We start from the raw sequence: 26813 nt of genomic DNA, 5'->3' as shown, positions 1-26813 counted from the left end.
GGCGCACGCCCCGGCGGACGGCCTCAGCCCAGCGCCGCCCGGACCGCCGCCGCCACCTCCCCGGCCCGCCGCGCGGTGAGCGGACGGCCCGCCCCGTCCGTCAGGTAGAAGGCGTCGACGGCGTCCGCGCCGAGCGTCGAGACGTGCGCGGTCCGCACCCGCACCCCCGCGTCGTCCAGCGCCCGGCCGATCCGGTGCAGCAGCCCGGGGGCGTCGTGGGCGCGCACCTCCAGCACCGTCGCGCTCGCCGAGGCCACCGGCGGCGCCACCGCGACCACCGGCGGCGGGGCGGGGACCCCGCGCCGGCGCGGGGCCGCGGCGTCCCGCTCGGCCAGCCGGCGGGCGACGTCCAGCGAGCCGTCCAGCGCCCGGCGCAGGTCCGCCCGGAGCCGGGCCGCCTGCGGCAGCTCCCCGAACTCCGCGGCCACCCGCCAGGAGAGCACCAGCACCGGCCCGGCGCCGGCCGGGTCCAGCTCGCGCAGGTGCGCCGAGCGGACCGCCAGCCGGTGCAGGGCCAGCACCCCGGCGACGGTGCCCAGCAGGCCCGGCCGGTCCGGGACGGCCAGCAGCAGCCGCACGCCCATCGGCCCTGCGCCGGGGCCGGCGCCGGGGCCGGCGTCGTCGCCCTCGCCGTCGGCCCGGGACGCGGCGGCCGACAGCGACAGCGCCGGTTCGCCGGTCCTGGCCGCCTCCACCGCCAGCCGCTCCTGCTCGGCCGTCGGCCCGGCCTCGACCGGACCGGGCCGCCCTCCGCCCGCCCCGCTCAGCCGGGCCGCGGCCCGGGCGGTCAGGCCGTCCACCAGCGAGGCCCGCCAGGCGCTCCACGCGGCCGGGCCGGTGGCCAGCGCGTCCGCCTCGGTCAGCGCCCGCAGCAGCTCCAGGCGCGCCGGCGTGCCGACCGCCTTGGTGACGGCCTCCACGGTGGCCGGGTCGTCCGGGTCCCGCCGGGTCGCGGTCTCCACCAGGGTCAGGTGGTGGCGGACCAGCACCGCCAGGGTCTCCACCGACTCCGGATCGAAGCCCATCCGCACGGCCAGGTCCCGGACGAGCGCCTCGCCCGCCTCGCTGTGGTCGCCCGGCCGCCCCTTGCCGAGGTCGTGCAGCAGCGCGGCGACCAGCAGCAGGTCCGGCCGCGCCACCCGGCGGGTCATCGCGGCGGCCCGCACCGCGGTCTCCACCAGGTGCCGGTCCACCGTCCAGCGGTGCACCGCGTTGCGCTGCGGCCGGCAGCGCACCCACGCCCAGTCCGGCAGCAGCCGGGTGACCAGCCCCTGCGCCTCCAGCGCCTCCCAGACCGGCAGGCAGGCCCCGCCCGCGCCGAGCAGGGTGACCAGCTGCTCGCGCGCCTCGTCCGGCCAGGGCACCGGCAGCGGCCGGCACTCCGCCGCCAGCCGGCGCACCGTCGCGTACGCGAGGGGCAGGCCGTTCTGCGCGGCGGCGGCCGCGGCGCGCAGCGGCAGCACCGGATCCGCGGCCGGGCGGGCGCCCAGGGCGAGCACCGCCTCGCCGTCCTGCTCGACCACGCCCTCGGCGAGCGGCCGGCGCTCCACCGCGCCCCGGGCCACCGCGCCGCGCCCGGCGGCGGTGAACGGGGCGAACGGGAGGCGCCGGGGCGGGCGCCGGCCCCGGCCCGAGCGGGCGGCCAGCACCCGCTCCACCGACCGCCAGGCGACGTCGGAGGCGTAGGCCACGGTCCGCGCCGCCTCGTAGACCCGGCGCAGCAGGGCGTCGGCGTCCGGCACGCCCAGCCGCGCGGCGACCTCGTCCTGGTCCTGCAGCGCGAGCCGCTCGGTGGCCCGGCCGGTCACCAGGTGCACGGCGTCGCGGACGTCCGCCAGCCGGAGCGCGGCGGCGTCCAGCCCCTCCCGGGGCGCGTCGGCCAGCCAGCTCGCGGCGACCGCGCGCAGCGCGACGACGTCCCGCAGGCCGCCGCGGGCCTCCTTGAGGTCGGGCTCCAGCAGGAAGGACAGCTCGCCGTGCCGCTCGGCCCGCTCCCGGCCCAGCTCGCGCAGTCCGGGCAGCCGCCGCGGGGCGCCCGCCCGCCAGTCGGCGAGGACGGCGGAGCGCAGCGCGGCGGTGAGCGCCGGGTCGCCGGCCACGTGCCGGGCGTCCAGCAGGCCGAGCTGCGCCTTCAGGTCGGCGGCGGCCACCGACCGGGCCTCGGCCGGGGTGCGGACGGCGTGGTCGAGCGGGACCCCGGAGTCCCACACCGGGTACCAGAGGCGCTCGGGAAGGGCGGGGTCCAGCCGGCCCTCGTGCAGCAGCAGGACGTCGAGGTCGCTGCGCGGGGAGAGCTCGCCGCGCCCGTAGCCGCCGACCGCGACCACGGCGGCCCCGGCGGGGGCGCCGGCCGCCGCGAACAGGCCCGCCAGCCAGTCGTCGGTGAGCGCGGACAGGGCCGTGCGCCGCTCCCGGCCGCCGGGGCCGGGAGCGGCGAGCAGCCGGGCCCGGGCGGCGGCGTGGCCGTCGGGACCGGGGCCCGGGGCGGCGGCGGGGACGGTGGCCATCCGGTCGGGCCCTCAGAGGGCGTCGGGGCCGCGTTCGCCGGTGCGGACCCGGACGGCCGTCTCGACCGGGACCGCCCACACCTTGCCGTCGCCGATCTTGCCGGTCCGGGCCGCGTTGACCAGGACGTCGATCAGCGGCTCGGCGTCCTCGTCCTCGACCAGGACCTCGACTCTGACCTTGGGCACCAGGTCCACGGTGTACTCCGCGCCCCGGTACACCTCGGTGTGACCGCGCTGGCGGCCGTAGCCGCTGGCCTCGGAGACGGTCAGGCCGTGCACGCCGAAGGACTGCAGGGCGGCCTTCACCTCGTCCAGGCGGTAGGGCTTGATGACGGCGGTGATGAGCTTCATCGGGCGTCCACCTCGGTCTTCTCGATGCTGTCGGCTGCGGGTGCGGCTGCGGCCGCAGGGGCGGCCGCGGTCTTGGCCGCGGGGGCGGGGGCGGGGGCGGTCGCGGACGCCGCGGCGACCAGCACCGCGGCCGGGGCGGCCGTGCGGCCGAGGCCCGACCCCAGCGCGCCGAAGTCGTACGCGGACTCGGCGTGCTCGGCCTGGTCGATACCGGCCAGCTCGACCTCCTCGGCGACCCGGAAGCCGATCACCCGGTCGACCGCCTTGGCCAGCAGCCAGGAGAGCACGAACGAGTAGACGCCGACCACCGCCACGCCCATCGCCTGCTTGCCCAGCTGCGCCGCCCCGCCGCCGTAGAACAGCCCCTTGGCGCTCTGGCCGACCGTCCCGGTGGCGAACAGGCCGACCAGCAGCGAGCCGATCGCCCCGCCGAGGGCGTGCACGCCGACCACGTCGAGCGAGTCGTCGAAGCCCCAGCGGTACTTGAGGCCGATCGCGGCCGAGCAGGCGGCACCGGCCACCAGGCCGATCGCCACCGCGCCGAGCGGGGAGACCGAGCCGCAGGCCGGGGTGATCGCCACCAGGCCCGCCACCGCGCCGGAGGCGGCGCCCAGCGTGGTGAACGCGCCGTGCCGCAGCTTCTCGTAGACCAGCCAGCCCACCAGCGCGGCACCGGTGGCGACCTGGGTGTTGAGCAGGGCCGTCGCCGCCACGCCGTTGGCGGCCAGCGCCGAGCCCGCGTTGAAGCCGAACCAGCCGAACCAGAGCAGCCCGGAGCCGAGCATCACCAGCGGCAGCGAGTGCGGGCGCATCGGGTCCTTGCGGAAGCCGATCCGCTTGCCGAGCACCAGGCAGAGCGCCAGGCCCGCGACCCCGGCGTTGATGTGGACGGCCGTCCCCCCGGCGAAGTCGATCACGCCGCTGCGGTCACCGAGCCAGCCGCCGTGCCCGCCGTCGAAGAAGAACACCCAGTGGGCGACCGGGAAGTACACCACGGTCACCCAGAGCGCCACGAACAGGCCCCAGGCCGCGAACTTGGCGCGGTCCGCGATCGCGCCGCTGATCAGCGCCGGGGTGATGACCGCGAACATCAGCTGGAAGGCGGAGAACGCCGTCACCGGGATCGTCCCGGTGAGGTCGGCCACGCCGACGCCGCGCATCCCGAGGAAGTCCAGGTTGCCGATCAGCCCGGCGCCCGCGTCGGGACCGAAGCTGAGCGAGTAGCCGTAGAGGACCCACAGCACGCTGACGATGCCCAGCGACAGGAAGCTCATCGCCAGCATGTTCAGGATGCTCTTGGCCCGGACCATCCCCCCGTAGAAGAAGGCCAGCCCCGGGGTCATCACCATGACCAGGGCCGCACAGATGAGTACGAAGGCGGTGTCACCCGCGCTGAAGCCGTCCGGCATCGGCGTCTCCTCCTGACTGGAAGCCGATCCGACCCGGGTCCCTGTCCCGTGGCCCGGGGCGTCGGCGTTGAGCAGGAGCGTGCCGAAGGCTGGTTTCGGCCGATGCGGCCGGGTGTTTCACCACCGTGACGAGGGCGACCGCGGGGTTACGCCCGCGTGAACGGGCACCGGCCGTGCCGTCGGCGGACGGCACGGCCGGTGAGGGGGTCGCGGTGGCGGCTCAGACCACCGAGACGTATTCGGGGATGTCCTGGACCACCCGCTCCTTGAGCCGGCCGACCGCGTCCACGCCCTTGAACCGGGAGACGGCGGCCTCGGTGGTCTTGCGGACCCGTGAGTTGAGCCGCTCGGAGCGGACCTTGGTCGCGATGTCCACGGCCTGCTCGGCGAAGACCGCCGCCTCCTCCGGCTCCCGCTGCAGCAGGTGCACGCTGGCCATGCCGACCAGGTTGAAGGCGTAGGAGCGGACGTGGTCGCCGTCCTGCCGGAACAGGTCGACCGCGCGCTCCATCACCGGCGCCGACATCGAGGCGTACAGCTCGGCGTTGTCCGAGTGGTAGGCGAGGTCGCGGAAGGAGTGCGCGTTCTCCGCGTTCAGCTCGGCCGGGGAGAAGAACTTCAGCCAGTCCGGATCCCCGTCGCCCTCGCGGATGTCGGTGAAGGTGTCCTCGGCCAGCCGGATCGCCCGGGCGCACCGGTTCACCTCGCCGATCGTGGCGTACGCCCGCGCCTCCATCGCGTACAGCAGGGACTGCTGGCGCGGAGTGGCGGTGTCGCGGCTGCCGTACTGGGCGAGGTGGATCAGCTCCAGCGCGTCCTCGCCCCGGTTGAGGTGGATCATCTGCCGGCTCATGTCGGTCAGGATCAGGGCGCCGAACGGGCGGTCCCCGGCCTCCTTGGCGGCGTGCAGCGCCAGCACGTAGTACTTCTGCGCGCTGGGGTGCATGCCGACGTCGTAGGACATCCAGCCGGCCAGGTGGGCCAGCTCGGCGGTGAGCCGGAACAGCCGCTTGGTGGTCTGCTCGGGGTAGGTCTCCTGGAGCAGGTCGGTGACCTCGTGGAGCTGGCCCACCACGGCCTTGCGGCGCAGCCCGCCGCCGTTCTGCGCGTCCCACTGCCGGAACATCACGGTGGTCTGCTCCAGCAGTTCCAGCTCGGGCTCGGAGAGCCGGCCGGTGAACGGCTCCCCGCCGTTGGCGGCGGTCAGGATCGGGGTGGGGGCGCCGTTCGGGCCGGGCGCCAGCCAGCGCTGCATCGGCTCGATCAGCGCGGCACCGGCGGTCAGGGCGAGCGAGGTGCCCAGGAAGCCGCGCCGGTTGAGCATGAGGTCGCTGCGCGAGTAGTCACTGATCAGCTGGACGGTCTGCGGTGCGCTCCAGGGCAGGTCGACGCCGCCGCCGACGGTGGAGACCGGCACGGCGGCGCGCAGCCCGAGGTCCTCGATGGAGACCACCGACCCGAAGCGCTCGGAGAACAGTTCGGACATGATCTTCGGAATCGGCTCCCGCGGCTGCTCGCCGTCGAGCCATCGCCGCACCCGCGAGGTGTCCGTGGAGACGTGATGGGCCCCGATCTGCCGGGCCCGGCGGTTGACCTGACGGGCCAACTCCCCCTTGGACCAGCCGCTGCGGGCGAACCACGTGGTCAGCTTCTCGTTGGGTTGCTTCTCTGCCATGGGTCCGTCCCCATCCCGCCCGGGCCCCGGGGCCCCGATCGTGATCGCCCGACGGTCGCGGGCTCTTGCCAGACGTGTCGTACCGGACTGCGGCGCCACAGCCGCAGACGAACCGTCAGTTCCCCAACTCCCGGCCCGCCATGGCCCGGAGCGGACTCCCCGACGAGGTCCGTGTGCTGAACGTAACGCCCCGCGCACCGCCCCGGGGAGCGGCCCTGGCGAAACGCCACCTTTCGCCACCCCCAGGAGTGAACCGAACCGTGTCGGCAGGCGGTTCACTAGGAAGTCCCGGCGGTCCGGCATATGCGGGCCGCCAAGTCCCCGACGGCACCCGGCTCTTCAGGCGAACCGCCGCCGCCGCAGGCGGACTTCACACCCGCACCGACCGACAGCCCTCCCGCGCACCGACGATCCGGCATCGGCACCGCCGGCCACAAGGCGGCGCACGAGGCGCACCAGGGCGACTGGCGCACACCGCGCGCCGCGCGCCGCCACCGCACCACGCACCACGCACAGGAAAAACAACACACAGTCACCGTCCCGTAACCATCGGCAACGAGATCCTGTTGGGGGAGGCATGGACAACCTGTTCGGCGTACTTCGACTGGGGCACCTGCGGCTGGCACCGCTGGGCGCGCGCCACCGCACCCGCGCCACCGCGAGCCAGGCGGCCGCGGAGTACACCGGCCGGTGGGGCTGGTCCGTCGTCGTCGGCGAGCCGGCCCGCACCACCGCCGCCCCGCGCCGCTGCCACTGCGGTGCGCCGCGCTGCGCCGCGCCCGGGCTGCACCCCGTCCCCGGGGCCGGGCCGGCCGCCCGCCCCGGCCCCGACGTCTCGGTGCTGTTCCCCACCGGCCGCGCCTTCGACGTGCTCGACGTGCCCGAGCAGGCCGGCCTCCAGGCACTGGTCCGGCTGGAGCGGATGGGCACCCAGGTGGGCCCGGTGCTCGCCGCGCCCACCGGGCGGCTGCAGTTCCTGGTCGCGCCCGGCACCGCCCGCCGGCTGCCGGACCTGCTCTACCGGATGGGCTGGGACGACGCCGCGCTCGACCTCACCTGCCACGGCGAGGGCAGCTTCGTCGCCGCACCGCCCACCGTGCTCGCCGGTCTCGGCCCGGTCCGCTGGCTGCGCCGCCCGACCCGCGACAACGCCGGCTGCCCGCCCGAGGCCCGGCTGCTGCTCGGCACCCTCGCCTACGCCTGCCACCGCGGCCGCGAGCGCACCCGCGAACCCGCCTGGATCGCCTGAGGGCGCTGCGTCACCCGCCTGCGGCGGGGCGGTCCCCGCCCACGCCGAAGGGCCCGCCCCTCACGGGAGCGGACCCTTCACCGGTGGGACGGGACGGTGCTCAGTCCCCGATCAGCGCGTCCACGAACGCGCCCGGCTCGAACGGCGCCAGGTCGTCGGCGCCCTCGCCGAGCCCGATCAGCTTGACCGGCACGCCCAGCTCCCGCTGGACCGCCACCACGATGCCGCCCTTCGCGGTGCCGTCCAGCTTGGTCAGCACGATGCCGGTGATGTCGACCACCTCGGCGAAGACCCGGGCCTGGATCAGCCCGTTCTGGCCGGTGGTGGCGTCCAGCACCAGCAGCACCTCGTCGACCGGGCCGTGCTTCTCCACGACCCGCTTGACCTTGCCCAGCTCGTCCATCAGGCCGGTCTTGGTGTGCAGGCGGCCGGCGGTGTCCACCAGCACGGTGTCCGCACCCTCGGCGATGCCCTCCTTGACCGCGTCGAAGGCGATCGACGCCGGATCGCCGCCCTCCGGCCCGCGCACGGTGCGCGCACCGACCCGCTCACCCCAGGTCTGCAGCTGGTCGGCGGCGGCGGCGCGGAAGGTGTCGGCCGCGCCGAGCACCACCTTGCGGCCGTCGGCCACCAGCACCCGGGCCAGCTTGCCGGTGGTGGTGGTCTTGCCGACGCCGTTGACGCCGACGACCAGGACGACCGCGGGGCCCTCCTCGTGCTTGGTGGAGCGCACGGTGCGGTCGGAGTCCTTGCCGATCAGCTCGACGAGCTCCTCGCGCAGCAGACCGCGCAGCTCGTCCGCGGTTCGGGTGCCGAGCACCTTGACCCGGGTGCGCAGCCGCTCGACCAGCTCCTGGGTGGGGGCCACGCCGACGTCCGCGGTCAGCAGGGTCTCCTCGATCTCCTCCCAGGTGTCCTCGTCGAGGTGCTCGCGGGAGAGCAGCGAGAGCAGGCCCTTCCCGAGCGAGTTCTGCGAGCGGGAGAGCCGCGAGCGCAGCCGGACCAGGCGGCCGGCGGTGGGCTCGGGGACCTCGATGGCCGGGGCTTCGCCGACCGCCTCGGGGACGACCTCGGTCTCGGCCTCCGCCTCGGTCCCGGCCTCGGGGAGCGGGACCTCCTCGACGGTGCGGCGCGGTTCCTCGGTCGGCGGCGCGGCCTCCTCGCCGACGGCGGGCTCGCGCGGGGTCGGGGGCGCCGTGATGACCGGCGCCTGCGACTTCGGGGGCAGCTGCTGGCGTCGTCTGCCGGAAACGACGAGTCCGGCGATCGCGCCTACGGCGACCACCGCGATGACTACGGCAAGAATCACGTATTCCATAACCCCCCCAGTATCCGCGACAGCGGTCCCCGTGGACCGCAGCCGGTGGAGTGGATCACCGGCGTTCCCGGTGTTCCTCGCGCAGCCGCTGGCTGATCACCTGCGAGATGCCGTCGCCCTTCATGGTCACCCCGTACAGGGCGTCGGCGGACTCCATGGTCAGCTTCTGGTGGGTGATCACGATCAGCTGGGAGCTCTCCCGCAGCTCCTCCATGATCGCGATCAGCCGGCGCAGGTTGGTCTCGTCCAGCGCCGCCTCGACCTCGTCCATGACGTAGAACGGGCTGGGCCTGGCCTTGAAGATCGAGACCAGCAGCGCCACCGCGGTCAGCGAGCGCTCCCCGCCGGAGAGCAGCGACAGCCGCTTGACCTTCTTGCCGGGCGGGCGGGCCTCCACCTCGACGCCGGTGGTGAGCATGGAGTCCGGCTCGGTGAGCACCAGCCGGCCCTCGCCCCCCGGGAACAGCCGGGCGAACACGCCCTCGAACTGCGCGGCGGTGTCGTGGTAGGCGGCGGTGAACAGCTGCTCGACCCGCTGGTCGACGTCCTTGACGATGTCGAGCAGGTCGCGCCGGCTGCGCTTGAGGTCGTCCAGCTGCTCGCCGAGGAAGGTGTGGCGCTCCTCCAGGGCCGCGAACTCCTCCAGGGCCAGCGGGTTGACCTTGCCCAGCTGCTGGTACGCCCGCTCGGCCGCGCGCAGCCGCTTCTCCTGCTCGGCGCGGACGTACGGGCGCGGCTCGCCCGGCTCCCGGCCCTCCTCCGGCGTGGACGGCGGGACGGGCCGGTCCGGCCCGTAGGAGGCCAGCAGCTCGGCGCCCTCGATGCCGAACTCCTCCAGCGCCCGGCCCTCCAGCTGCTCGATCCGCAGCCGCTTCTCCGCCCGCAGCACCTCGTCGCGGTGGCCGGCGTCGACCAGCTTGTCGAGCTCGTCCTTGAGGCCGCGCCCGTGCTCGCGGTGCTCCTTCAGCTCCGCCTCGCGCGCCGCCCGGGCCTGTTCGACGGCGGCCCGTTCGGCGTCCGCCCGGGCCAGCGACACCTCCAGGCAGGCGAGCAGCTGGCGGGCGCCGGCGGCGACGGCACCCGCGACGGCGGCGTCGTGCTCCGCGCGCCGCCGGCGCTCGGCGGCCCGGGCGCGGGCCTCGCGCTCGGCGCGGGCGGCCCGGTCCAGCTGGTCGGCCCGGCCGGCCAGGGCGCGGACCCGCTCCTCGTGGGTGCGCACCGCCAGGCGCGCCTCCAGTTCGGTCTGCCGGGCGGCGGTGGCGGCCGCGGCCAGCCGCTGCTGTTCGGCGGCGTCCGGCTCGTCCTGCCCGTCGGCGGCGCCCTCCTCGGCGGCGGCCAGCCGCTCGGCCAGTTCCTCCGCGGTGTCCAGCAGCCGGGCCAGCCCGTCCTCGGCGCGCCGGGCGGCGGCGGTCAGCCGTTCGGCCTCGCCGGCGGCGGCCCTGGACTGTCCGCCGAGCCGGCCCAGGGTGCCCGCCACCTCGGCCTGCTCGCGTTCCAGCTGCCTGCGCCGGAGCGCGAGTTGGTCCAGTTCGGCGGCGGACTCCCGGCGCTCCTCGGTGAGTTCGGCCAGCAGCCGGGCCGACTCGGCGCAGCGGACGTCGAGTTCGGCGATCGCCCGGGCGGTCTCGTCCACCGCGGCCTGGGTCTCCAGCAGGCTGGGGGCGGCGCCGGAGCCGCCGTGCGCGAAACCGGCGCCGAGCCGGTCGCCGTCGGCGGTGACGGCGCTCAGCGCGGGGTGCGCGGCGACCAGGGCGAGGGCCCGGTCGAGGGTGTCCACCACCACGACGCCGTGCAGCAGCCGGGCGACGGCGGCCCGCAGGGCGTCCGGCCCGTCGACGAGTTCGGCGGCCCAGCGGGCACCGGGCGGCAACTCCCCCGCCGCACCCGCCGGTTCGGGGGCGCCGGCGATCAGCAGGGCGGCCCGGCCGGCGTCCTCCTTGCGCAGCAGCCGCAGCGCCTCGGCGGCGGCCCGGGGCGAGTCGACGGCCACCGCGTCGGCGGCGGCGCCGAGGGCGGCGGCGACGGCGCTCTCGTGGCCGGGGGCGATCCGCAGCAGCGCGGCGGCCGGGCCGAGCAGTCCGGTCAGCCGCTCCCCGGCGGCGAGCAGCGCGCCGCTGCCGTCCTTGCGGCGCAGCCCGAGCGCCAGCGCCTCGTGCCGGGCGGTCAGCGCGGCCCGCTCGCGCTCGGCGGCGCCGGCGGCCTCGCGCGCGGCGGTGAGCCGCTGTTCGACGGCGGCGAGCCGTTCCCGGGCGCCCTCGTGCGCGGTGTCGGCCCGCTCGCCGTCCCCGGTGCCGGCGTCGACCCGGGCCCGCAGCTCCTCGTACTCCTGCCGGGCGGCCCCGGCGCGTTGCAGTGCCTCGTCGCGGGCCTCGGCGAGCCGGCCGATCTCGGCCTCGGCGGCGGCGGCCCTGGAGCGGGCGGCGGCGGCCTGCCCCTGGAGCCTGGCCAGCCCCTCGCGGCGGTCGGCGATGGCGCGGGCGGCGTCCTTGAGCCGGCGCTCCTCGGCGGCGAGGGCACGCTCCAGCCCGCTCCTGGCCTCGACGGCCTCGTCGAGCGCCTCCTCGGCCTGCTCCAGGGCCGCGCAGAGCGCGGCCTCCTCCTCGCGGACCCGCCCGGCCTCGCGCTCCAGCTCCTCCGGGTCCCGGCCGCGCCGCTCCTCGGCCTGCCCGCCGGCGGCGGCGTGCCGGGCGGCGGCCTCGGCCAGCCCGACGGTGCCGCGGGTGCGCTCGGCCAGCGCGGAGAGCCGGTACCAGGTCTGCCGGGCCGCCTCCAGGCCGGGACCGAGCTGCTGGACCTGCGCCTCCAGCACGGCCTCGCGCCCGATCGCCCGGCCGAGCTCCTGCTCGACGGTGGAGCGGCGCAGCCGCAGCGCCAGTTCGTCGGCGATCTCCGCTTCGACGGCGGTGCGCAGCGCGAGCAGGTCGTCGGCGAGCAGCCGCAGCCGGGCGTCGCGCAGGTCGGCCTGGATGCCGGCGGCGCGCCGCGCGATCCGGGCCTGCCGGCCGAGCGGGCCGAGCTGGCGGCGCAGCTCGGCCACCAGGTCCTGGACGCGGTTGAGGTTGACCTGCATCGCGTCCAGCTTGCGCAGCGCCTTCTCCTTGCGCTTGCGGTGCTTGAGGACGCCGGCCGCCTCCTCGATGAAGGCCCGGCGGCCCATCGGGTCGGCGTGCAGGACGGAGTCGAGCTGCCCCTGGCCGACGATGACGTGCATCTCGCGGCCGATGCCGGAGTCGGAGAGCAGTTCCTGGATGTCGAGCAGGCGGCAGGTGTCGCCGTTGAGCGCGTACTCGCTGCCGCCGTTGCGGAACATCGTCCGGGTGATGGTCACCTCGGCGTACTCGATCGGCAGGGCGCCGTCGGTGTTGTCGATGGTGAGGCTGACCTCGGCACGGCCGAGCGGGGCGCGCCCGCTCGTCCCGGCGAAGATGACGTCCTCCATCTTGCCGCCGCGCAGCGACTTGGCGCCCTGCTCCCCCATCACCCAGGAGAGCGCGTCGACGACGTTGGACTTGCCGGAGCCGTTGGGTCCGACGACGCAGGTGATCCCGGGCTCGAAGCGGAGGGTGGTGGCGGAGGCGAAGGACTTGAACCCGCGCAGCGTCAGACTCTTCAGATGCACGCGCCGGTCTCCTCACCTCGCTCACCAGGGGCTCCAGCGGCGACTGTATCCCCCGGCGGCCCGGCCGCCCGCCCCCGGACACGACGAAGGGACGCCACACGGGGCGTCCCTTGCAAGCTGCGTCCCTTTCGGGGCGGCTCAGTGCACAGCGGCGTCGATCAGGGGATCGGGCGGGACTCAGGTGAGAGCCGGCTCCCGCTGATCCAGATCGATGCTGTTGAGCAGCGAGTGCTCGCCAGCGACAGCGGTGAGTGCGTCGTTCTCAGCCTGCATCCTGAGGAGCTCGGCTTCGAGGTCCTGGACGCGCTGCTGCAGCCGTCGCATCTCGGAGAGCATTCGCGGGTCGGGGCCGCCGACGTACCCGAGAAGCGCCTTTGCCATGATGAATGGTCCTCCACGCTGAGTGACCGAACCGGAACGGTCCAGGTCTAGGGGGAAGGGGGACGCACGCGCGGCGCGCACCGGCAGTGCTGGCTGGGCACTACGGCACAACCACCATGAGCTGGGCTCACGGGGGCGTGCGCCTACCGGAATGACGCGGTCGTGTGCGCGGGCATCCAGCGTCTCACCAAAGACGGTACGGGTCAACACGATCACCGCACGCTACCGCGCCCCTGTCACCTGCCTGGCGGTGTCGTCACGCCGGGCGGCCGCGAAGGGGGGTCCACCACCTGCTCGTGGATCATCGTTCGATGCGGAGTCAACCACGAGTCTGCCCGGATGGCAACCGTACGACACCGCCGGTTGCCGATCGTTTTCCGGCGGCCCTCCCAGGGCCCGCCGCGCGGGGGCGGTCAGCGGATCGCGAAGCTCTCGTAGCCGGGCCCGACGGCGGTCCAGATCTCGGTCACCCCGGTGACCCGGCCCGGTGTGTCCGGGCCCCTGAGCAGGGCGAGCAGCTGCTCGCAGTCCGGGGCGAGGCCCTCGGCCACCACCTGCACCCGGCCGTCGCCGAGGTTGCTCGCGTAGCCGGTCAGGCCGATCTCCAGCGCGCGCGCCCTGGTCCACCAGCGGAAGCCGACCTGCTGGACCGTGCCGCGCACCCAGGCGGTGACCCGGACCGGTTCGTCACTGTGGGCGTCGCGACCGTGCATGCCCACGACCCTATCCGCCCCGGCGGCGGCGCGCGTCACGGGCCGGCCGGGCCCTCGACCGTCCAGCCCGGGCTGCGGATCGTGATCCGCAGCTCCGCGCCGCGCCCCGGCTCGCCGCAGGTCCGGCAGACCCAGGCCGGGTCGTAGGGGTGCGGCGGGTGCCCCTCGGGCGCGTGCTCGAAGACCACCGGCGCCTCGGGCAGCACCCAGCGGTCGCCCCAGGCCAGCAGCGCCTGGGTGAGCGGGGCGAGATCGCGGCCGGCCTCGGTCAGGTGGTACTCGTAGCGCGGCGGCCGCTCGCTGTAGGCCCGCCGCTCGACCACGCCCGCCTCCTCCAGCGCCCGCAGCCGGGCGGTGAGCCGGTCCCGGGGCGCCCCGGTGTTGCGGGCGATCCGGTCGAAGCGGTGGTTGCCGTAGAACAGCTCCCGGACCGCGAGCAGCGCCCACTTCTCCCCCACCACGTGCAGCGCGGCGGCGATCGAGCACGGCCGCCCGGGCAGGACGGGCGGGACGGGACGCGGGTCGGAGGTCACGGGCACCAGCCTGCCACACAGGGTTGGGTTCTCGAACCCTTCCGCCCGGACACGGCCCGCCCGGACACGCCGCGGCCCCCGCCGGTCGCCCGGCGGGGGCCGCGGTCCGGTCGTCCCCCCGGCCCGGGGAGGGTCAGAACCCTCCGCCGAAGTCTCCGCCGCCACCGAAGTCCCCGCCACCGCCGAAGTCTCCGCCGTCGAAGCCGCCGCCGAAGTCGGAGGAGTTGAAGTCGGCACCGGAGTAGTCGCCGCCGTCGTAGCCGGCCCCCGCGTCGAGCGGGCCGGCCGCGTACGCCGGGGTGGCCATCATGGAGCCGAGCATGGTGCCGACCAGCAGGCCCGGCAGCAGACCGCCGCCGCCGAAGCCGCCGAAGTAGCCGCCCGCCCAGGGGCCGTACGCCGGGCCCGCGTTCCAGTACGGCTGCGGGCCGTGCGCGGTCGGGACGGTCCGGATGTCCGGGTCCTGGCCGGCCGCCAGCCGGTCTGCGTCCGCCCGGCAGACCGGGACGGCGCGGGCGGCGCCGCCCGCCGGGGACCACTCGGCGTCCAGCACGGACGGACCGTGCCGCGGGTCGAAGAAGCACGGCGGCCGGCGCTCCGGCAGCGCCCGCCCCTCCCGCCGGGCCGCCAGGGTGGCCAGCGCGAACCGGCCGTCCTCCAGCGCCTCGGTGACCGGCTTGACGTCCTCCGGCCCCGCGGCCGCGTCCATCAGCCGCTTGGCCTTCTCGTACGAGTCCAGGGCGTGGGTGTAGTCGCCGCGCTGCACGTCGTCGGCGTCCGGCGCGGACGGGACGAAGTCCAGCCGGTCCAGCTCCTCGCCGTAGGCGGTGATGTCCTCGTCGACGACCTGGCGCAGCTGCGCCAGCTCGGCCCGGCGCTGCTCCTCCTTCTTCCTCCTGGCCCGGCGGAACAGCAGGAAGACACCGGTGCCGGCGAGCGCCAGCAGGGCCAGCGGGACGACCACCGCGGCGGTCGAGACGCCGCCCTTGTCACTGTTCACCGCGTGCCCCTTGATCTGCGGGGCGGCGGTGTCGACGAAGTCGTTCAGGGTGGCGTCGATGTCACCCGGGTGGGAGCGGAAGGACGCGCCGGCGATCCGCTCGGCGCTCGCGCTGGGCAGCGCGGCCTTGTCCGAGCGGGCCTGGAACTGGTCGCCGCGCCAGATCGCGTAGGTGCCGGTGACGCCGACCTTGGTGCGCAGGTCCTCGAAGACGGTCCGGGCGCCGTACGGATCGGCGGCCGGGACGACCGCCACGAAGATCGGCTTGTCCGCCTTGCGGATCTTCTCCGTGAGGGCGTCGGCCTGGCTCTGGCCGAACCGGCCCGCCATCGCCGGGTCGACGTACACCCGGCCCTGCTTCAGCGCGGCGGCCGCGTCGTCGAGACCGCCCGCCGCCGAGGCCGCGGGAGCCAGCAGGAGCAGCAGCCCGAGCAGCGCCGCCACCAGGGCCAGCGGCCCGGCGCCCCGGGAACGTCGTCGTGCAAGGGTTCTCATGTCTCGACGCTACCCCGAGCGGCCCCCGGACAGGGCATACCGGTCGGCTACGGCCCGGCCCGGCACCCCCACCGTCCGCCGGGGTGGGCCCCCTTCTGCGGGATGATCTTCCGCCCCGCCGCCCCTGAGGCGCCCCCGGGGCGGGAACCCGTCCGGCGCCCCGCACGTACCTCCCGGCGGACACCGGGGCGGTCCGGCCGCCGGGGCGGGCGTGCCGACCGTACCCCGTGACCGGGCACACTGGTGCCGGTACCGCCGCCCCATGACCATCTCTTGACCATCCAGCCCCACCCCTCCTGATCGGAGCTCCGCGTGTTGATCGGCCTCGTCACCGCTGTGGCGGCCTCCGCCTGCTACGGCACCGGTTCGGTGCTCCAGGCCGTCGGTTCCCGGCGCTCCGCCCGTGAGGAGGCCGCCAAGGGCGGCGGCTCCGCCGGCACCACCGCGCACGGCGGGCCCAGCCTCGCCTCCACCGCCAAGGCCGCCGTGACCTGGGAGTTCATCCTCGGCACCGTGCTGGACTTCATCGGCTTCGGGCTCGGCGCGCTGGCCGCCCGGCTGCTGCCGCTGTTCCTCTCGCAGACGATCATCAGTGCCAACCTGGTGATCACCGCGGTGCTCTCGATCAAGCTGCTCGGCATCCGGCTCAAGCACCTGGAGTGGGCCTCGATCGGCGTGCTCTGCTCCGCGCTGGTGCTGCTCGCGGTCTCCGCCGGGCCGGAGGGCGGCCACCACGCCGCGACGGCCTTCCACTGGTGGCTGCTGGCGATCACCACCGTGCTGCTGGCCGGCGGCGGCCTGCTGGTGCGCCGGATGGGCGCCAACGGCGCGATCGTGGCCGGTCTGCTCTCCGGCCTCGGCTTCGGCGCGCTCGGCGTCGGGGTGCGCATCCTCGACGGCATCGAGCCGTTCGACCTCGCCCGGCTGCTCTCCGACCCGGCCCTGTACGCGATCCTGGTCGGCGGCATCGGCGGCATGTACGTGCACACCGTGGCCCTGCAGATCGGCTCGGTGAACGGCGCCACCGCCGCCCTGGTGGTCGGCGAGACGGTACTGCCCGGCGCGGCCGGGGTGCTGTGGCTCGGCGACTCCTCCAAGGCCGGCCTGGGCTGGCTCGGCGTGGCCGGCTTCCTGATCGCGGTGGTCGCGGCGGTCGGCGTCGCCTACTTCGGCCAGGACACCCACGGCGGGCTGCCGGAGGCCGCCCCGGCCGAACCGGCACCCGTCAAGGGCTGAGGAGCGGGTCAGCGCACCCGCGGGGGGCGCTGGCAGCGCGGGCAGAAGTAGCTGGACCGGTTCATCCAGGCGGCCCGCCGCAGCGCGGTGCCGCAGCGCCGGCACGGCTCGTGCTCCCGGCCGTAGGCGTCCAGGTCGCGGGAGAAGTAGCCGCTCTCGCCGTTCACGTTGACGTACAGGCTGTCGAAACTGGTGCCGCCGACGGCCAGCGCCGCCGTCATGACGTCCCGGGCGTTGGCCAGCAGCAGCAGCGCCTGGGGGCGGGTCAGCGTCGCGGTCGGCCGGTCGTAGTGCAGCCGGGAGCGCCACAGCGCCTCGTCCGCGTAGATGTTGCCGACCCCGCTGATCAGCGTCTGGTCCAGCAGCGCCCGCTTGACCGTGGTGCGCCGGGCCCGCAGCGCCGCCGCGAAGGCGGCGTCGTCGAAGCGGGGGTCGAGCGGGTCCCGGGCGATGTGCGCGATGGAGAGCGGGGTGCCCTCCGGATCGCCGTCCTCGGCCTCCTCGACCGCAAGCCCGCCGAAGGTCCGCTGGTCGACGAAGCGCAGCTCGCGCCCGCCGTCGGTGAACCGCAGCCGCACCCGCAGGTGCGTCTCGTCCGGCACCGCGGGGTCCTGGACGAGCAGCTGGCCGCTCATCCCGAGATGGCCGATCAGCGAGAAGCCCTCGCCCGCCCCCGAGAGCGGCACCCAGAGGTACTTGCCGCGGCGCTGCGCCGCGCCGAGGGTGGTGCCGGTGAGCCGGGCCGTGAAGTCCGCGGCGCCGGCCGGCTGGCGGCGCACCGCGCGCGGGTGCAGCACCTCGACGCCGGCGACGGTGCGCCCGGCGACCCAGTTCGCCAGACCGCGGCGGACGACCTCGACCTCGGGAAGTTCGGGCACGGGAAGAACGCCTCCAGCGGAACGGACTCGGCTCTGCAGGAGGAAGGCTACTGCGTGGTCAGGCGCCGCTCGGCAGGCGGTCGGCGTACTTCTCCTTGATCGCCCGCCAGGCGCTCTCGGCGGCCTTCTGCTCGGCTTCCTTCTTCGAGCGGCCGACGCCGCTGCCGAAGTCCTCGCCGGCCACCCGGGCCGCGGCGGTGAAGGTCTTCTCGTGGTCCGGACCGGACTCCTCGACCACGTACTCCGGCACTCCGATGCCCACCGAGGCGGTGAGCTCCTGGAGGCTGGTCTTCCAGTCCAGGCCGGCGCCCAGCTGAGAGGATTCCTCGATCAGCGGGTCGAACAACCGGTGGACGAACTCGGTGGCGGCGTCCAGGCCGCGGTCGAGGTAGACGGCCCCGATGACCGCCTCGACCGTGTCGGCGAGGATCGACGACTTGTCGCGGCCGCCGGTGCCCTCCTCGCCCTTGCCGAGCCGGATGAACGCGCCCAGCTCCAGGCCGCGGCCGACGTCGGCGAGCGCGCGCGAGTTGACCACCGCGGCGCGCAGCTTGGCGAGCGTGCCCTCCGGGACGTCCGGGTGGACGCGGTAGAGGGTGTCGGTCACCACCAGGCCCAGCACCGAGTCGCCGAGGAACTCCAGGCGCTCGTTGGTGGGCAGACCACCGTTCTCGTACGCGTACGAGCGGTGGGTCAGGGCACGTACCAGAAGGGCGCGCTCAAGTGTGTACCCGAGGCGCCCTTCCAGGACGTCGTATTCGGTCGAAGCCGGCCCGCCGGCCTTGCCACCGCCCGAAGGAGTCTTCGGAGCCGCGGCCGCCTTGCGGGAGGAGTTACCGTCCGACATCGATCCGTGCACCCCGCCGATCAGACCGAGAGGACCTGGCGACGGTTGTACGTGCCGCAGCTCGGGCACGCGATGTGCGAGAGCTTCGGCTCGTGGCAGCGGTCGCACGCCACGAGGGCCGGGGCAACGGCCTTCCAGTTGGACCGGCGGTGGCGCGTGTTGCTGCGCGACATCTTCCGCTTCGGAACAGCCACGGCTACTTCTCCTGGTTCTCGGCGAGACCCTCACGGGTGTCGCTGTTCTTGATTCCGTCACCCTCGTCGCCGTGGGCGGCGGAGAGTCCCTGCAGAGCCGCCCACCGGGGGTCGGCGGCGTCGTGGTGGTGCGCCGGGTCGTCGCTCAGGCGCGCTCCGCACTCGGAGCACAGGCCCAGGCAGTCTTCCTGGCACACCGGCTGCAGCGGCAGTGCGAGCACCACCGCGTCACGCAGCACCGGCTGGAGGTCGAAGAAATCGCCCTCCAGGCGGTAAGTCTCTTCCTCCGAGTCCTCGTCGAGGTCCTCGGCCCCGGCGGTCCGGGCGCGGTGGCGCTCGTCGGACTCCGGGTAGTAGTACAGCTCCTGGAAGTCCACGTCGAGGTCGAACTCGACGGGCTCCAGGCACCGGACGCACTCGCCCTCGACCCGGGTCTCGGCGGTGCCGGTGACCAGCACGCCCTCGACCACGGACTCCAGGCGGAGCTCCAGCGCGATCTCGCTCTTCTCCGGGACGCCGATCACGTCGATGATCCCGAGGCCCTCGGGGGCCTCCAGGGTCCGGGTCACCCTGCGCAGCGCACCCGGACGACGGCCCAGCTCGTGCGTGTCGAACACGAGGGGGTCGCGGTGGTCGAGGCGGTTCAAGGTGTCCTGACTTCCTGGGGGGTACCGGTGCGCGGCGCTGCTCGTCGGGGGAATGCGCGGGCAGACCGACGGCCCGACACGGAGAGGCCGGAGTGGTCAGACTACCCGAGTCTCCCGCCAGGCCCAACTTCGTGCCCCGGGCCTACCGGCCGCCGAGCTCCCGCAGCCGGGTCATGTCGATCATGCTGGTGTCGAAGAAGCTGGTCTCGTCCAGCCCCGCCTGGGCCTGCTGCGGCACGGGCGCCGGCGGGTCGGCGGGCGGCTGCGGGTAGCCGTAGCCGCCGCCGTACTGCTGCTGCTCCTGATAGCCCTGCTGCTGGGGCGGGTAGCCGTAGCCGGGCTGCGGCTCCGGCTGCTGCCCGTGCTGCTGGTAGCCGTACTGCGCGGCCCCGTACGGGTCCGCGGCCTGGCCGCCGGCCGGGTCGAAGCCGCCGCCGTACACCTCGGCGTACTGGGCTCCGCCCTGCTGCGCGGCCGCGTACTGGTCCGCCCCGGGCGCCTGCCAGCCGGCCGCGGCCGGGGTCTGCTCCGGCCAGGTCTGCTGCTGCGGCACCTCCTCGCGGTACCAGGCCAGCTCGCTGCCGTCGGCGTCCGCGGCGAAGCCGGCGGCGACCGCCTCGGCCCGCTCCTTGGCCTGCTGCGCCTCGTCGGCGGCGGCCAGGTAGGCGCCGAGCTCGTCGATCGGCCGCTTGCCGGTCAGCTTGTCCCGGCCCTTGCCGACCGCCTCCAGGGTGGCGCTGAGCACGTTCTCCAGCGTGGCGAGCTTCACATCGACGTACTCGTCGACCTCGGGGCTGGGGCTGATCCGCTGCGGCCGGAACTCCTCGCCGTCGGTCTCGCCCTCGTACTCGGTCTCGAAGACGCTGGCGTCGCCGCGCAGTTTGGTCCGCCCGCGGCCGACGGCGCCGAGCGTCTTGGTGAGCACGACCTCGAAGTTGGCGAGCTTGCTGTCGACGTAGTCGTCGGCCTCGGCGCGCTTGGCGTCGATCTCGGCGCGGGCCTCGGCGAGGATCCGGTCCGCCTCGGCCTGCGCGCGGCGGACCACCTCGGTGTCGGAGATCAGCGAACCGCGCTCGGCGTGCGCGCCCTGGATGATCCGGTCGGCCTCGGCCTGGGCGTCCGCGACCACCGACTCGTGGTCGGCCATCACCGACTGGGCCTGGGCCAGCTCGGCGGGCAGGGCCGCCCGCAGCTCCTGCAGCAGTCCGATCAGCTCGGCACGGTTCACCACGCAGGAGGCCGACATGGGCATCGAGCGGGCGTTCTCGACGGCCGCCACGATCTCGTCGACCTTGTTCTGCACGTCCACGGGGCTTCGTCTTTCCGTGTGCCGCCGAGGTCCGGCGGAGGCAGCGCCCGGCGCGGTGGACGTCACCGCAGGGCAGGAATACAGACTGTACGGCCACTGCCGGGCGAGGTCACAACGCCCGGACACGGCCGACTTCCCACCCCTCGGGCAAACCGTGACGAACCGGCAGAAACGGACGTCCGGTCACGCCCCTACTGCTGGGCGCGCCGTTCGGCGATCCGCTCGACCAGCCGCCGGTGCACCGTCTCCGGCAGCAGGTGCGAGACGTCGCCGCCGTACGAGGCGACCTCCTTGACCAGCGTCGAGGAGAGGAAGCTGTACGTCGGCGAGGTCGGCACGAACAGCGTCTCCACGCCGGTCAGGCCGTGGTTCATCTGCGCCATCTGCAGCTCGTAGTCGAAGTCGCTGACCGCGCGCAGGCCCTTGATGATCGCCGGGATGTTCCGCTCGCGGCAGAAGTCCACCAGCAGGCCCTGGTACGACTCGACCACCAGGTTCCCGTACTGGGAGGTGGTCTCCTCGATCAGCGCGATCCGCTCCTCGGTGGTGAACATGCCCTGCTTGTTGCGGTTGATCGCCACCACGACGTGCACCACGTCGTACAGCTTCGAGGCCCGCTCGATGATGTCGAGGTGACCGTTGGTGATCGGGTCGAAGGACCCGGGGCAGACGGCGCGGCGCATGGCGTGTGTGCTCCCTCGTGGGATGACGGAATCCTGCGGGCCCGGGCCCGCTAGGGGTGGTGGCGGGTCCCGGCGGCGGCGCGACCGTACCAGAGCGTGCCCTCGCCGTAGCGGCGCGAGCGCAGCACCTCGAAGCCTTCCGGCCAGCCGAACTCGCCGCCGCGGGTGCTGCGCTCCACGGTGACGAGTGCGTCCTCCGCGAGCCAGCCCCCGGCGGACAGTGTGATCAGCATCTCGCGCACCTCGTCGTCGGTGACCACGTACGGCGGGTCGAGGAAGACCAGGTCGTACGGGGCCTCCGGGGCGGGTCCGGCGATCACCTTCTCCGCCCTGGCGGCCTTCACCAGCGCCCCCGGCAGGCCGATCGACCGGACGTTCTCCCGGATCACCCGGGCCGCCTGGGCGTCCGCCTCGACCAGCAGCACGTGCTCGGCGCCGCGCGAGAGCGCCTCCAGGCCGACCGCGCCCGATCCGCCGAACAGGTCCAGCATCCGGGCGCCGTGCAGGGTGGTGCCGCGCAGCGCCTCCAGGGTGGAGAACATCGCCTCACGGGCCTTGTCGGAGGTCGGGCGGGTGCCCCGGCCTGGCGGTACGGCCAGCCGGCGGCCGCCGGCCGCCCCGGCGATCACGCGGGTCATGGTGGTGGGAGGTCCTTTCGTCGCTGCCCGACCACGCTATACGGCCGTGGCCCCCGCCGGTCCGTCCGGCGGGGGCCACGCGCGCGCACTCAGGTGATCAGACGGCCTCGGAGTCCGCCGGCCGGGCCGGGACGGCCGCGCCGAGCAGCGACGGCGAGGCGTAGCGGGACCAGGAGAGGCAGCCGTCCGGCGGGCAGTACTCGGGGCGGCGCGGGTCGTGGCCGAGCTCGCGCAGCTTGGTGCGGACGGAGTCGGGCGTGCGGCCGAAGCGGGCGGCGATCCGGGCGACGGTCTCGCCCTCGTGGAAGCGCCGGACCAGCTCCTCCTCGTGCTGCGGCACCCAGGGGGCGCCGTGGCCGGGGTAGAGCTCGCGCAGCACGTCGCGGTCGGGGATGGGTTCGGAGACGTCGGCGACGATCGCCAGGGCCCGGAGCGCGCGGTTGAGCGCGATCCGCAGCGAGGCGACGTCCTCGACCGGCAGCCGCAGCTTGCCGGAGGCGAGCGGGTCCGCCGCCGCCCCCTCGCGCCAGCCGGTGAGGGTGAGGGTGACCTCGCGGTCGTCGTCGCTGGCGAGTTCGATCCGGAAGACCTTGTCGCCCAGCGGGAGCTCGTTGAGATGACGGAATGCCATGGCTAAACCCCCAAGTGTCGCGCCAGGGACGCACCTTGGGGGTGCGCCCTGAACACCTTCATTCTCTCGCGGGGGTCTGACAATCCGGCCCTGCCGAGGGCGCCCTCAGCCCTTCTCCATGTAGGCCGCGCGGTCCTCGTCGAGCAGGCTCTCCAGGACGGTGCGCAGGTCCGGGTGGGCGGCGAGGTCCGGGTCCTCGGCGACCAGCCGAGTGGCCTCGGCGCGGGCGGTGACGATGACCTCCTCGTCCTCCAGCACCGAGAGCACCTTCAGCGAGGACTTCACGCCGGACTGCGCCTGGCCGAGGACATCGCCCTCGCGGCGCTGTTCGAGGTCGATCCGGGAGAGCTGGAAGCCGTCCAGGGTGCCCGCCACCGCGTCCAGCCGGGCGCGCGCGGCACTGGCCGCCGGCATGTCGGTGACCAGCAGGCAGAGCCCGGGGGCGGAGCCCCGGCCGACCCGGCCGCGCAGCTGGTGCAGCTGGGAGACGCCGAACCGGTCCGCGTCCATGATCACCATCGCGGTGGAGTTCGGGACGTTGACGCCGACCTCGATCACCGTGGTGGCGACCAGCACGTCCACCTCGCCGGCCGCGAAGCGGCGCATCACCTCGTCCTTGGCCTCCGGGGCGAGCCGCCCGTGCAGGATCTCCACCCGGAGCCCGGCCAGCGGCCCGGCGGTGAGCTTGCCGGCGGTCTCCACCACGGACAGCGGGGGGCGCCGGTCGCCCTCGGCGGCGGCGCCCTCGTCCGGGGCGTCGTCGAGCAGCTCCTCCAGGTCCCCCTCGCGGCGCTTGCGCCTCGCGCCCTTGGCGCCCTTCTGCTCCTCGGGATCCTCGTCGCCGATCCGCGGGCAGACCACGTACGCCTGGTGGCCCTTGGCCACCTCCTCGCGGACCCGCTCCCAGGCGCGGGTCAGGAAGTTGGGCTTCTCGACGGCCGGCACCACATGGGTGGAGATCGGCGAGCGGCCGGCCGGCAGCTGGTCCAGGACGGAGGTCTCCAGGTCCCCGAAGACGGTCATCGCGACCGTGCGCGGGATCGGGGTGGCCGTCATCACCAGCAGGTGCGGCGGCTGTTCTCCCTTGGCGCGCAGCGCGTCCCGCTGCTCGACGCCGAAGCGGTGCTGCTCGTCGACCACCACCAGGCCGAGGTCCTGGAACTGCACCTTGTCCTCGATCAGCGCATGGGTGCCGATCGCGAGGCCGGCGTCCCCGCAGGCCATGTCGAGCAGCGCCTGCCGCCGGGCCGGCACGCCCATCGAGCCGGTGAGCAGCACCACCCGGGTGCCCAGGTCGGCCCCGCCGAGCATGCCGCCCTCGGCGAGGTCGCCCATCATCTCCACGATCGACCGGTGGTGCTGCTGGGCGAGCACCTCGGTGGGCGCCAGCAGCACCGCCTGCCCGCCGGCGTCGACCACGGCCAGCATGGCGCGCAGCGCGACGAGGGTCTTCCCCGAGCCGACCTCGCCCTGGAGCAGCCGGTGCATGGGGTGTTCGCCCGCCAGGTCGGCGGCGATCTCGGCGGAAACCTTCCGCTGGCCCTCGGTGAGGGTGAACGGGAGCCGGGCGTCGAAGGCGTCCAGCAGGCCGCCCGGACGGGCCACGCGCGGCTTGGCGGGCAGCGCGGAGTCGGCCGCCCGGCGCTGGGCGAGGGCGACCTGCAGCACGAACGCCTCGTCCCAGCGCAGCCGCTCCTGGGCACGTTCGCGGTCGGCCTGGCTGCGCGGGCGGTGGATCAGTTCGAGCGCCTCGGGCAGCGCGATCAGCCCGTGGCGCTCGCGCAGCCCGGCCGGCAGCGGTTCGCCGACGTCGGCCAGGTGCTTGGTGAGCGCCGTCTCCACGCAGAGCGAGAGCTTCCAGCTGGGCATCTGGGCGCTGGCCGGGTAGACCGGGATCAGCCGTCCGGCGAACCGGGCGGCGGCGCCGTCGCCGTCGGTCTCGTCCAGCAGCTGGTAGTCGGGGGAGGCCAGTTGGCGGGCCCGGTTGAAGACCCCGACCTTGCCCGCGAACAGGCCCTGCGTCCCCGGCCGCAGCTCCTTCTGCCGCCAGCCCTGGTTGAAGAAGACCAGCGAGAGCCGGCTGCGGCCGTCGGTGACCACCACCTCCAGGCGGTCGCCCTTGCGGCCGCGGAAGGGGATCAGGGTGACCTTCTCGATCCGGGCCAGCACGGTGACGTGCTCGTCGATCTCCAGCTCGTCCAGGCTGGTGAGCTGCCCGCGTTCGACGTAGCGGCGCGGATAGTGGTGCAGCAGGTCCCCGACCGTGCGCAGCTTGAGGCTGTCGGCGAGCACCTTGGCGGTCCGGTCGCCGACGAGCTTGGTCAGTGGTTCATCGAGAGCGCCCATCAAGGCCCCTGTTTACACCACCGGACCGACGATCCGGGTGCTCACTCCACGCCGATCAGCAGCGGCGCCGACTCCTGGCCGCCGTGGAAGACCACCGCGTCCACCTCGGGCCGGCTCTGCCGGGCGTGCGCGACGAGGCCCTCGGCGAGGCCCTCGGGGGCGCCCTCGCCGAGGATCAGGGTGACCAGTTCGCCGCCGCCGCCGAGCATCCGGTCCAGCACGCTCTCGCCGACCTCGGCCAGCCCGGTCCCGATCACCGCGACGTCCCCGTCGATCAGGCCGAGCACGTCGCCGGCCTGGCAGACCCCGGCCATGGTCCAGGACTCGCCCTCGGCGACGGCCAGTTCGGCGTACCGGGTGGCGCCGGCCGCCGAGGTCATGGCGACCACGTCCTCGTCGAAGCGGCGCCCGGCCTCGTGCACGGCGAGCGCGGCCAGGCCCTGGACCGGCGAGCGGGTGGGCAGCACGGCGATCCGCACGCCCTCCTCGCGCAGCTGGTCGGCGGCGGCGCCGGCGGCGGCCCGCAGTTCGGGGTCGTTGAGCAGCAGCACCACCTCGCGGGCGGCGGCCCGGCGCACCGCGGCGGTGAGCTCGGCGCTGGCCGGCGGGCGGCCGGCGCCGGCGTGCAGGACGACCGCGCCGGCCTGTTCGCAGAGTTCGGCGAGGCCCTCGCCGGAGACCACCGAGAGCACCGCGCGGGCCGGCCGCTCGGGCTCGCCGCGGTCGTCGGCGGCGCCGGAGCGGGCGGCGGCCTCGGCGAAGTGGGTGATCCGGATCTGGTGCGGGCGCCCGGCCTCGACCCCGGCCTCGACGGCGGCGCCCGCGTCGTCGACGTGGACGTGCACGTTCCACAGGCCGTCCCCGCCGCCGACCACCAGCGAGTCGCCGAGCGCGCCGAGCCGGGTCCGCAGCGCGGGCAGCGCCTCGTCGGGCGCGTCCAGCAGGTAGATCACCTCGAACGCGGGGTGCCCGGGGCCGGGCGGCCGCACGTGCAGCTCGCAGCCCTCCGCCGGCCGCACGTCGCCCCGCAGCGCGACCGGTCCCATCGGCTGGTGGCCGGCCACCGCGTCGGCGAGCGCCCCGAGGACGGCGACCAGGCCGCGGCCGCCGGCGTCCACCACGCCGTTCTCGGCGAGCACGGCGAGCTGCTCGGGGGTGTGCCGCAGTGCGTCGCGGGCGGCCCGGTGGGCGGCCTCGGCGACCTGCCCGAGACCGTCGCCGGCCCGGGCGGCCTCGCGGGCGGCGATCCGGGCGACGGTCAGCAGGGTGCCCTCGACCGGTTCGGCGACGGCCTGGTAGGCGGCGTCGGAGGCCCGCTGGAGGGCGGCCCGCAGCTGGTCGGCGCCGCCGCCCCCGGCGAGCTTCTCCGCGGCGCCGCGCAGCCACTGGGCGAGGATCACCCCGGAGTTTCCGCGGGCGCCGACCAGGGCGCCGCGGGCCATCGCCCGGGCGGCCTCGGCCAGGCCGGGCGCCGGGCCGGTGCCCTGGCCGGCGAACCGGCTCTCCACCTCGGCGGCGGCCGACTCCACGGTCAGGTACAGGTTGGTGCCGGTGTCGCCGTCCGGGACGGGGTAGACGTTGAGTGCGTCGATCTCCTCGCGGGCCTGGCCGAGCGCGCGCAGCGCCAACTGGCACCAGCTGCGCACGGCCGGGGCGTCGAGCGTGTGCAGCACCAGGTCTCCTCCGGAGTGGGACGCCGTGATGGCCTGAGGGTGAACGGCGAGGGGTGGTACCGGCAGGTTAGCGGGGGCCGGGAGGGGGCGGCGGAACCGGCGGCCGGAGCGATCACTCTGCTGGTCATGGTAGTTTCGTTGAACGGAAGCAAGCGTTGTATGCTCTTCCGGTTGCCTGGAACAGGTCCAGGCTCACCCCTTGGTCCGGTTCGGTTCACGTGAGTGCTCCGCTGGTCCGGCGGGTTGTCTCACGTAAATGATTCTGAAGTCTTGGAGTGACTCCTGTGGCTGCCAACTGCGACGTCTGCGGCAAGGGGCCGGGCTTCGGCAACAGCATCTCCCACTCGCACCGCCGTACCCCCCGTCGCTGGAACCCCAACATCCAGACGGTGCGCGCTGTGGTTGGGCGGACGCCGAAGCGGCTCAACGTCTGCACCTCGTGCATCAAGGCCGGTAAGGTCTCGCGCTGACGCGCAGACCG

At 74.9% G+C, this 26813-nt stretch carries 23 protein-coding genes; 3 read left to right on the top strand and 20 right to left on the bottom strand.

Features of this window, described 5'->3' with window-relative positions:
- Nucleotides 1-23 precede the first annotated feature (23 nt).
- The 4 genes from ACF1AK_RS31620 to ACF1AK_RS31605 form a co-directional block, all read right to left on the bottom strand.
- The gene (locus ACF1AK_RS31620; protein ID WP_391502272.1) at nt 24-2507 is read right to left on the bottom strand and encodes a [protein-PII] uridylyltransferase; all 2484 of its coding nucleotides are present in this window, start codon (nt 2505-2507) and stop codon (nt 24-26) included.
- A 12-nt stretch (nt 2508-2519) separates the two neighbouring features.
- On the bottom strand, nt 2520-2858 hold the full coding sequence (locus ACF1AK_RS31615) for a P-II family nitrogen regulator (RefSeq protein ID WP_391502271.1): 339 nt from the start codon (nt 2856-2858) through the stop codon (nt 2520-2522).
- Nucleotides 2855-4267 carry an ammonium transporter gene (locus ACF1AK_RS31610; RefSeq protein WP_391502270.1) on the bottom strand — a complete coding sequence of 471 codons (1413 nt, stop codon included), beginning with the start codon at nt 4265-4267 and terminating at the stop codon, nt 2855-2857. The genes ACF1AK_RS31615 and ACF1AK_RS31610 overlap by 4 nt, the downstream gene beginning before the upstream one ends.
- Before the next feature lie 220 nt (nt 4268-4487).
- On the bottom strand, nt 4488-5942 hold the full coding sequence (locus tag ACF1AK_RS31605) for a hypothetical protein (RefSeq protein WP_391502269.1): 1455 nt from the start codon (nt 5940-5942) through the stop codon (nt 4488-4490).
- Nucleotides 5943-6519: 577 nt separating this feature from the next.
- Here ACF1AK_RS31605 and ACF1AK_RS31600 point away from each other — a divergent pair.
- A complete protein-coding gene (locus ACF1AK_RS31600) occupies nt 6520-7191 on the top strand; it encodes a bifunctional DNA primase/polymerase (protein WP_391502268.1) in 672 nt (223 codons plus the stop codon).
- Between the two features lie 100 nt (nt 7192-7291).
- Here ACF1AK_RS31600 and ftsY read toward each other — a convergent pair whose 3' ends face one another.
- The 6 genes from ftsY to ACF1AK_RS31570 all read right to left on the bottom strand — a co-directional run bounded on the left by ftsY (nt 7292) and on the right by ACF1AK_RS31570 (nt 15250).
- The gene (gene ftsY, locus ACF1AK_RS31595; protein WP_391502267.1) at nt 7292-8509 is read right to left on the bottom strand and encodes a signal recognition particle-docking protein FtsY; all 1218 of its coding nucleotides are present in this window, start codon (nt 8507-8509) and stop codon (nt 7292-7294) included.
- Nucleotides 8510-8564: 55 nt separating this feature from the next.
- Entirely contained in the window at nt 8565-12128 is a 3564-nt protein-coding gene (smc, locus tag ACF1AK_RS31590) for a chromosome segregation protein SMC (protein ID WP_391502266.1), read from the bottom strand.
- Between the two features lie 177 nt (nt 12129-12305).
- Nucleotides 12306-12509, bottom strand: coding sequence for a hypothetical protein (locus ACF1AK_RS31585; protein ID WP_270143783.1), 204 nt, complete (start codon nt 12507-12509; stop codon nt 12306-12308).
- 413 nt (nt 12510-12922) lie between these two features.
- On the bottom strand, nt 12923-13222 hold the full coding sequence (locus ACF1AK_RS31580; RefSeq protein WP_391502265.1) for an acylphosphatase: 300 nt from the start codon (nt 13220-13222) through the stop codon (nt 12923-12925).
- A gap of 35 nt (nt 13223-13257) precedes the next feature.
- A complete protein-coding gene (locus ACF1AK_RS31575) occupies nt 13258-13755 on the bottom strand; it encodes a winged helix-turn-helix transcriptional regulator (RefSeq protein WP_391502264.1) in 498 nt (165 codons plus the stop codon).
- Between the two features lie 133 nt (nt 13756-13888).
- The gene (locus ACF1AK_RS31570; protein WP_391502263.1) at nt 13889-15250 is read right to left on the bottom strand and encodes a hypothetical protein; all 1362 of its coding nucleotides are present in this window, start codon (nt 15248-15250) and stop codon (nt 13889-13891) included.
- Between the two features lie 312 nt (nt 15251-15562).
- On the opposite strand from ACF1AK_RS31570, the gene ACF1AK_RS31565 reads away from it, so the two are divergent.
- On the top strand, nt 15563-16486 hold the full coding sequence (locus ACF1AK_RS31565; RefSeq protein WP_391502262.1) for a hypothetical protein: 924 nt from the start codon (nt 15563-15565) through the stop codon (nt 16484-16486).
- An 8-nt stretch (nt 16487-16494) separates the two neighbouring features.
- Here ACF1AK_RS31565 and mutM read toward each other — a convergent pair whose 3' ends face one another.
- The 10 genes from mutM to ACF1AK_RS31515 all read right to left on the bottom strand — a co-directional run bounded on the left by mutM (nt 16495) and on the right by ACF1AK_RS31515 (nt 26332).
- Nucleotides 16495-17364: a bifunctional DNA-formamidopyrimidine glycosylase/DNA-(apurinic or apyrimidinic site) lyase gene (gene mutM, locus ACF1AK_RS31560; RefSeq protein ID WP_391502261.1), complete on the bottom strand. Its 870-nt coding sequence runs from the start codon at nt 17362-17364 to the stop codon at nt 16495-16497.
- Between the two features lie 58 nt (nt 17365-17422).
- On the bottom strand, nt 17423-18211 hold the full coding sequence (rnc, locus tag ACF1AK_RS31555; RefSeq protein WP_391502260.1) for a ribonuclease III: 789 nt from the start codon (nt 18209-18211) through the stop codon (nt 17423-17425).
- A 20-nt stretch (nt 18212-18231) separates the two neighbouring features.
- Complete coding sequence (rpmF, locus tag ACF1AK_RS31550; protein ID WP_097236113.1) at nt 18232-18405, bottom strand: 50S ribosomal protein L32; 174 nt, start codon at nt 18403-18405, stop codon at nt 18232-18234.
- A 2-nt stretch (nt 18406-18407) separates the two neighbouring features.
- Nucleotides 18408-19052, bottom strand: a complete 645-nt coding sequence (locus ACF1AK_RS31545) for a DUF177 domain-containing protein (RefSeq protein ID WP_350552486.1) — start codon at nt 19050-19052, stop codon at nt 18408-18410.
- 142 nt (nt 19053-19194) lie between these two features.
- Nucleotides 19195-20361, bottom strand: a complete 1167-nt coding sequence (locus tag ACF1AK_RS31540) for a cell division initiation protein (RefSeq protein ID WP_391502259.1) — start codon at nt 20359-20361, stop codon at nt 19195-19197.
- A gap of 191 nt (nt 20362-20552) precedes the next feature.
- Nucleotides 20553-21044, bottom strand: coding sequence for a pantetheine-phosphate adenylyltransferase (gene coaD, locus ACF1AK_RS31535; RefSeq protein WP_380293482.1), 492 nt, complete (start codon nt 21042-21044; stop codon nt 20553-20555).
- Between the two features lie 50 nt (nt 21045-21094).
- The gene (gene rsmD / locus ACF1AK_RS31530; protein ID WP_391502258.1) at nt 21095-21682 is read right to left on the bottom strand and encodes a 16S rRNA (guanine(966)-N(2))-methyltransferase RsmD; all 588 of its coding nucleotides are present in this window, start codon (nt 21680-21682) and stop codon (nt 21095-21097) included.
- A gap of 97 nt (nt 21683-21779) precedes the next feature.
- Nucleotides 21780-22313 (bottom strand): hypothetical protein, encoded by a 534-nt coding sequence (locus tag ACF1AK_RS31525; RefSeq protein ID WP_380293486.1) that lies wholly within the window; start codon nt 22311-22313, stop codon nt 21780-21782.
- Between the two features lie 105 nt (nt 22314-22418).
- Complete coding sequence (gene recG, locus ACF1AK_RS31520) at nt 22419-24659, bottom strand: ATP-dependent DNA helicase RecG (protein WP_391502257.1); 2241 nt, start codon at nt 24657-24659, stop codon at nt 22419-22421.
- Between the two features lie 41 nt (nt 24660-24700).
- Nucleotides 24701-26332: a DAK2 domain-containing protein gene (locus ACF1AK_RS31515; RefSeq protein WP_391502256.1), complete on the bottom strand. Its 1632-nt coding sequence runs from the start codon at nt 26330-26332 to the stop codon at nt 24701-24703.
- A 284-nt stretch (nt 26333-26616) separates the two neighbouring features.
- On the opposite strand from ACF1AK_RS31515, the gene rpmB reads away from it, so the two are divergent.
- Complete coding sequence (rpmB, locus tag ACF1AK_RS31510; RefSeq protein WP_073813963.1) at nt 26617-26802, top strand: 50S ribosomal protein L28; 186 nt, start codon at nt 26617-26619, stop codon at nt 26800-26802.
- Nucleotides 26803-26813 lie beyond the last annotated feature (11 nt).

The sequence above is a fragment of the Kitasatospora sp. NPDC015120 genome (assembly GCF_043080305.1).
Classification (GTDB): domain Bacteria; phylum Actinomycetota; class Actinomycetes; order Streptomycetales; family Streptomycetaceae; genus Kitasatospora.
This window is presented reverse-complemented; position numbering and strand designations above follow the sequence as displayed.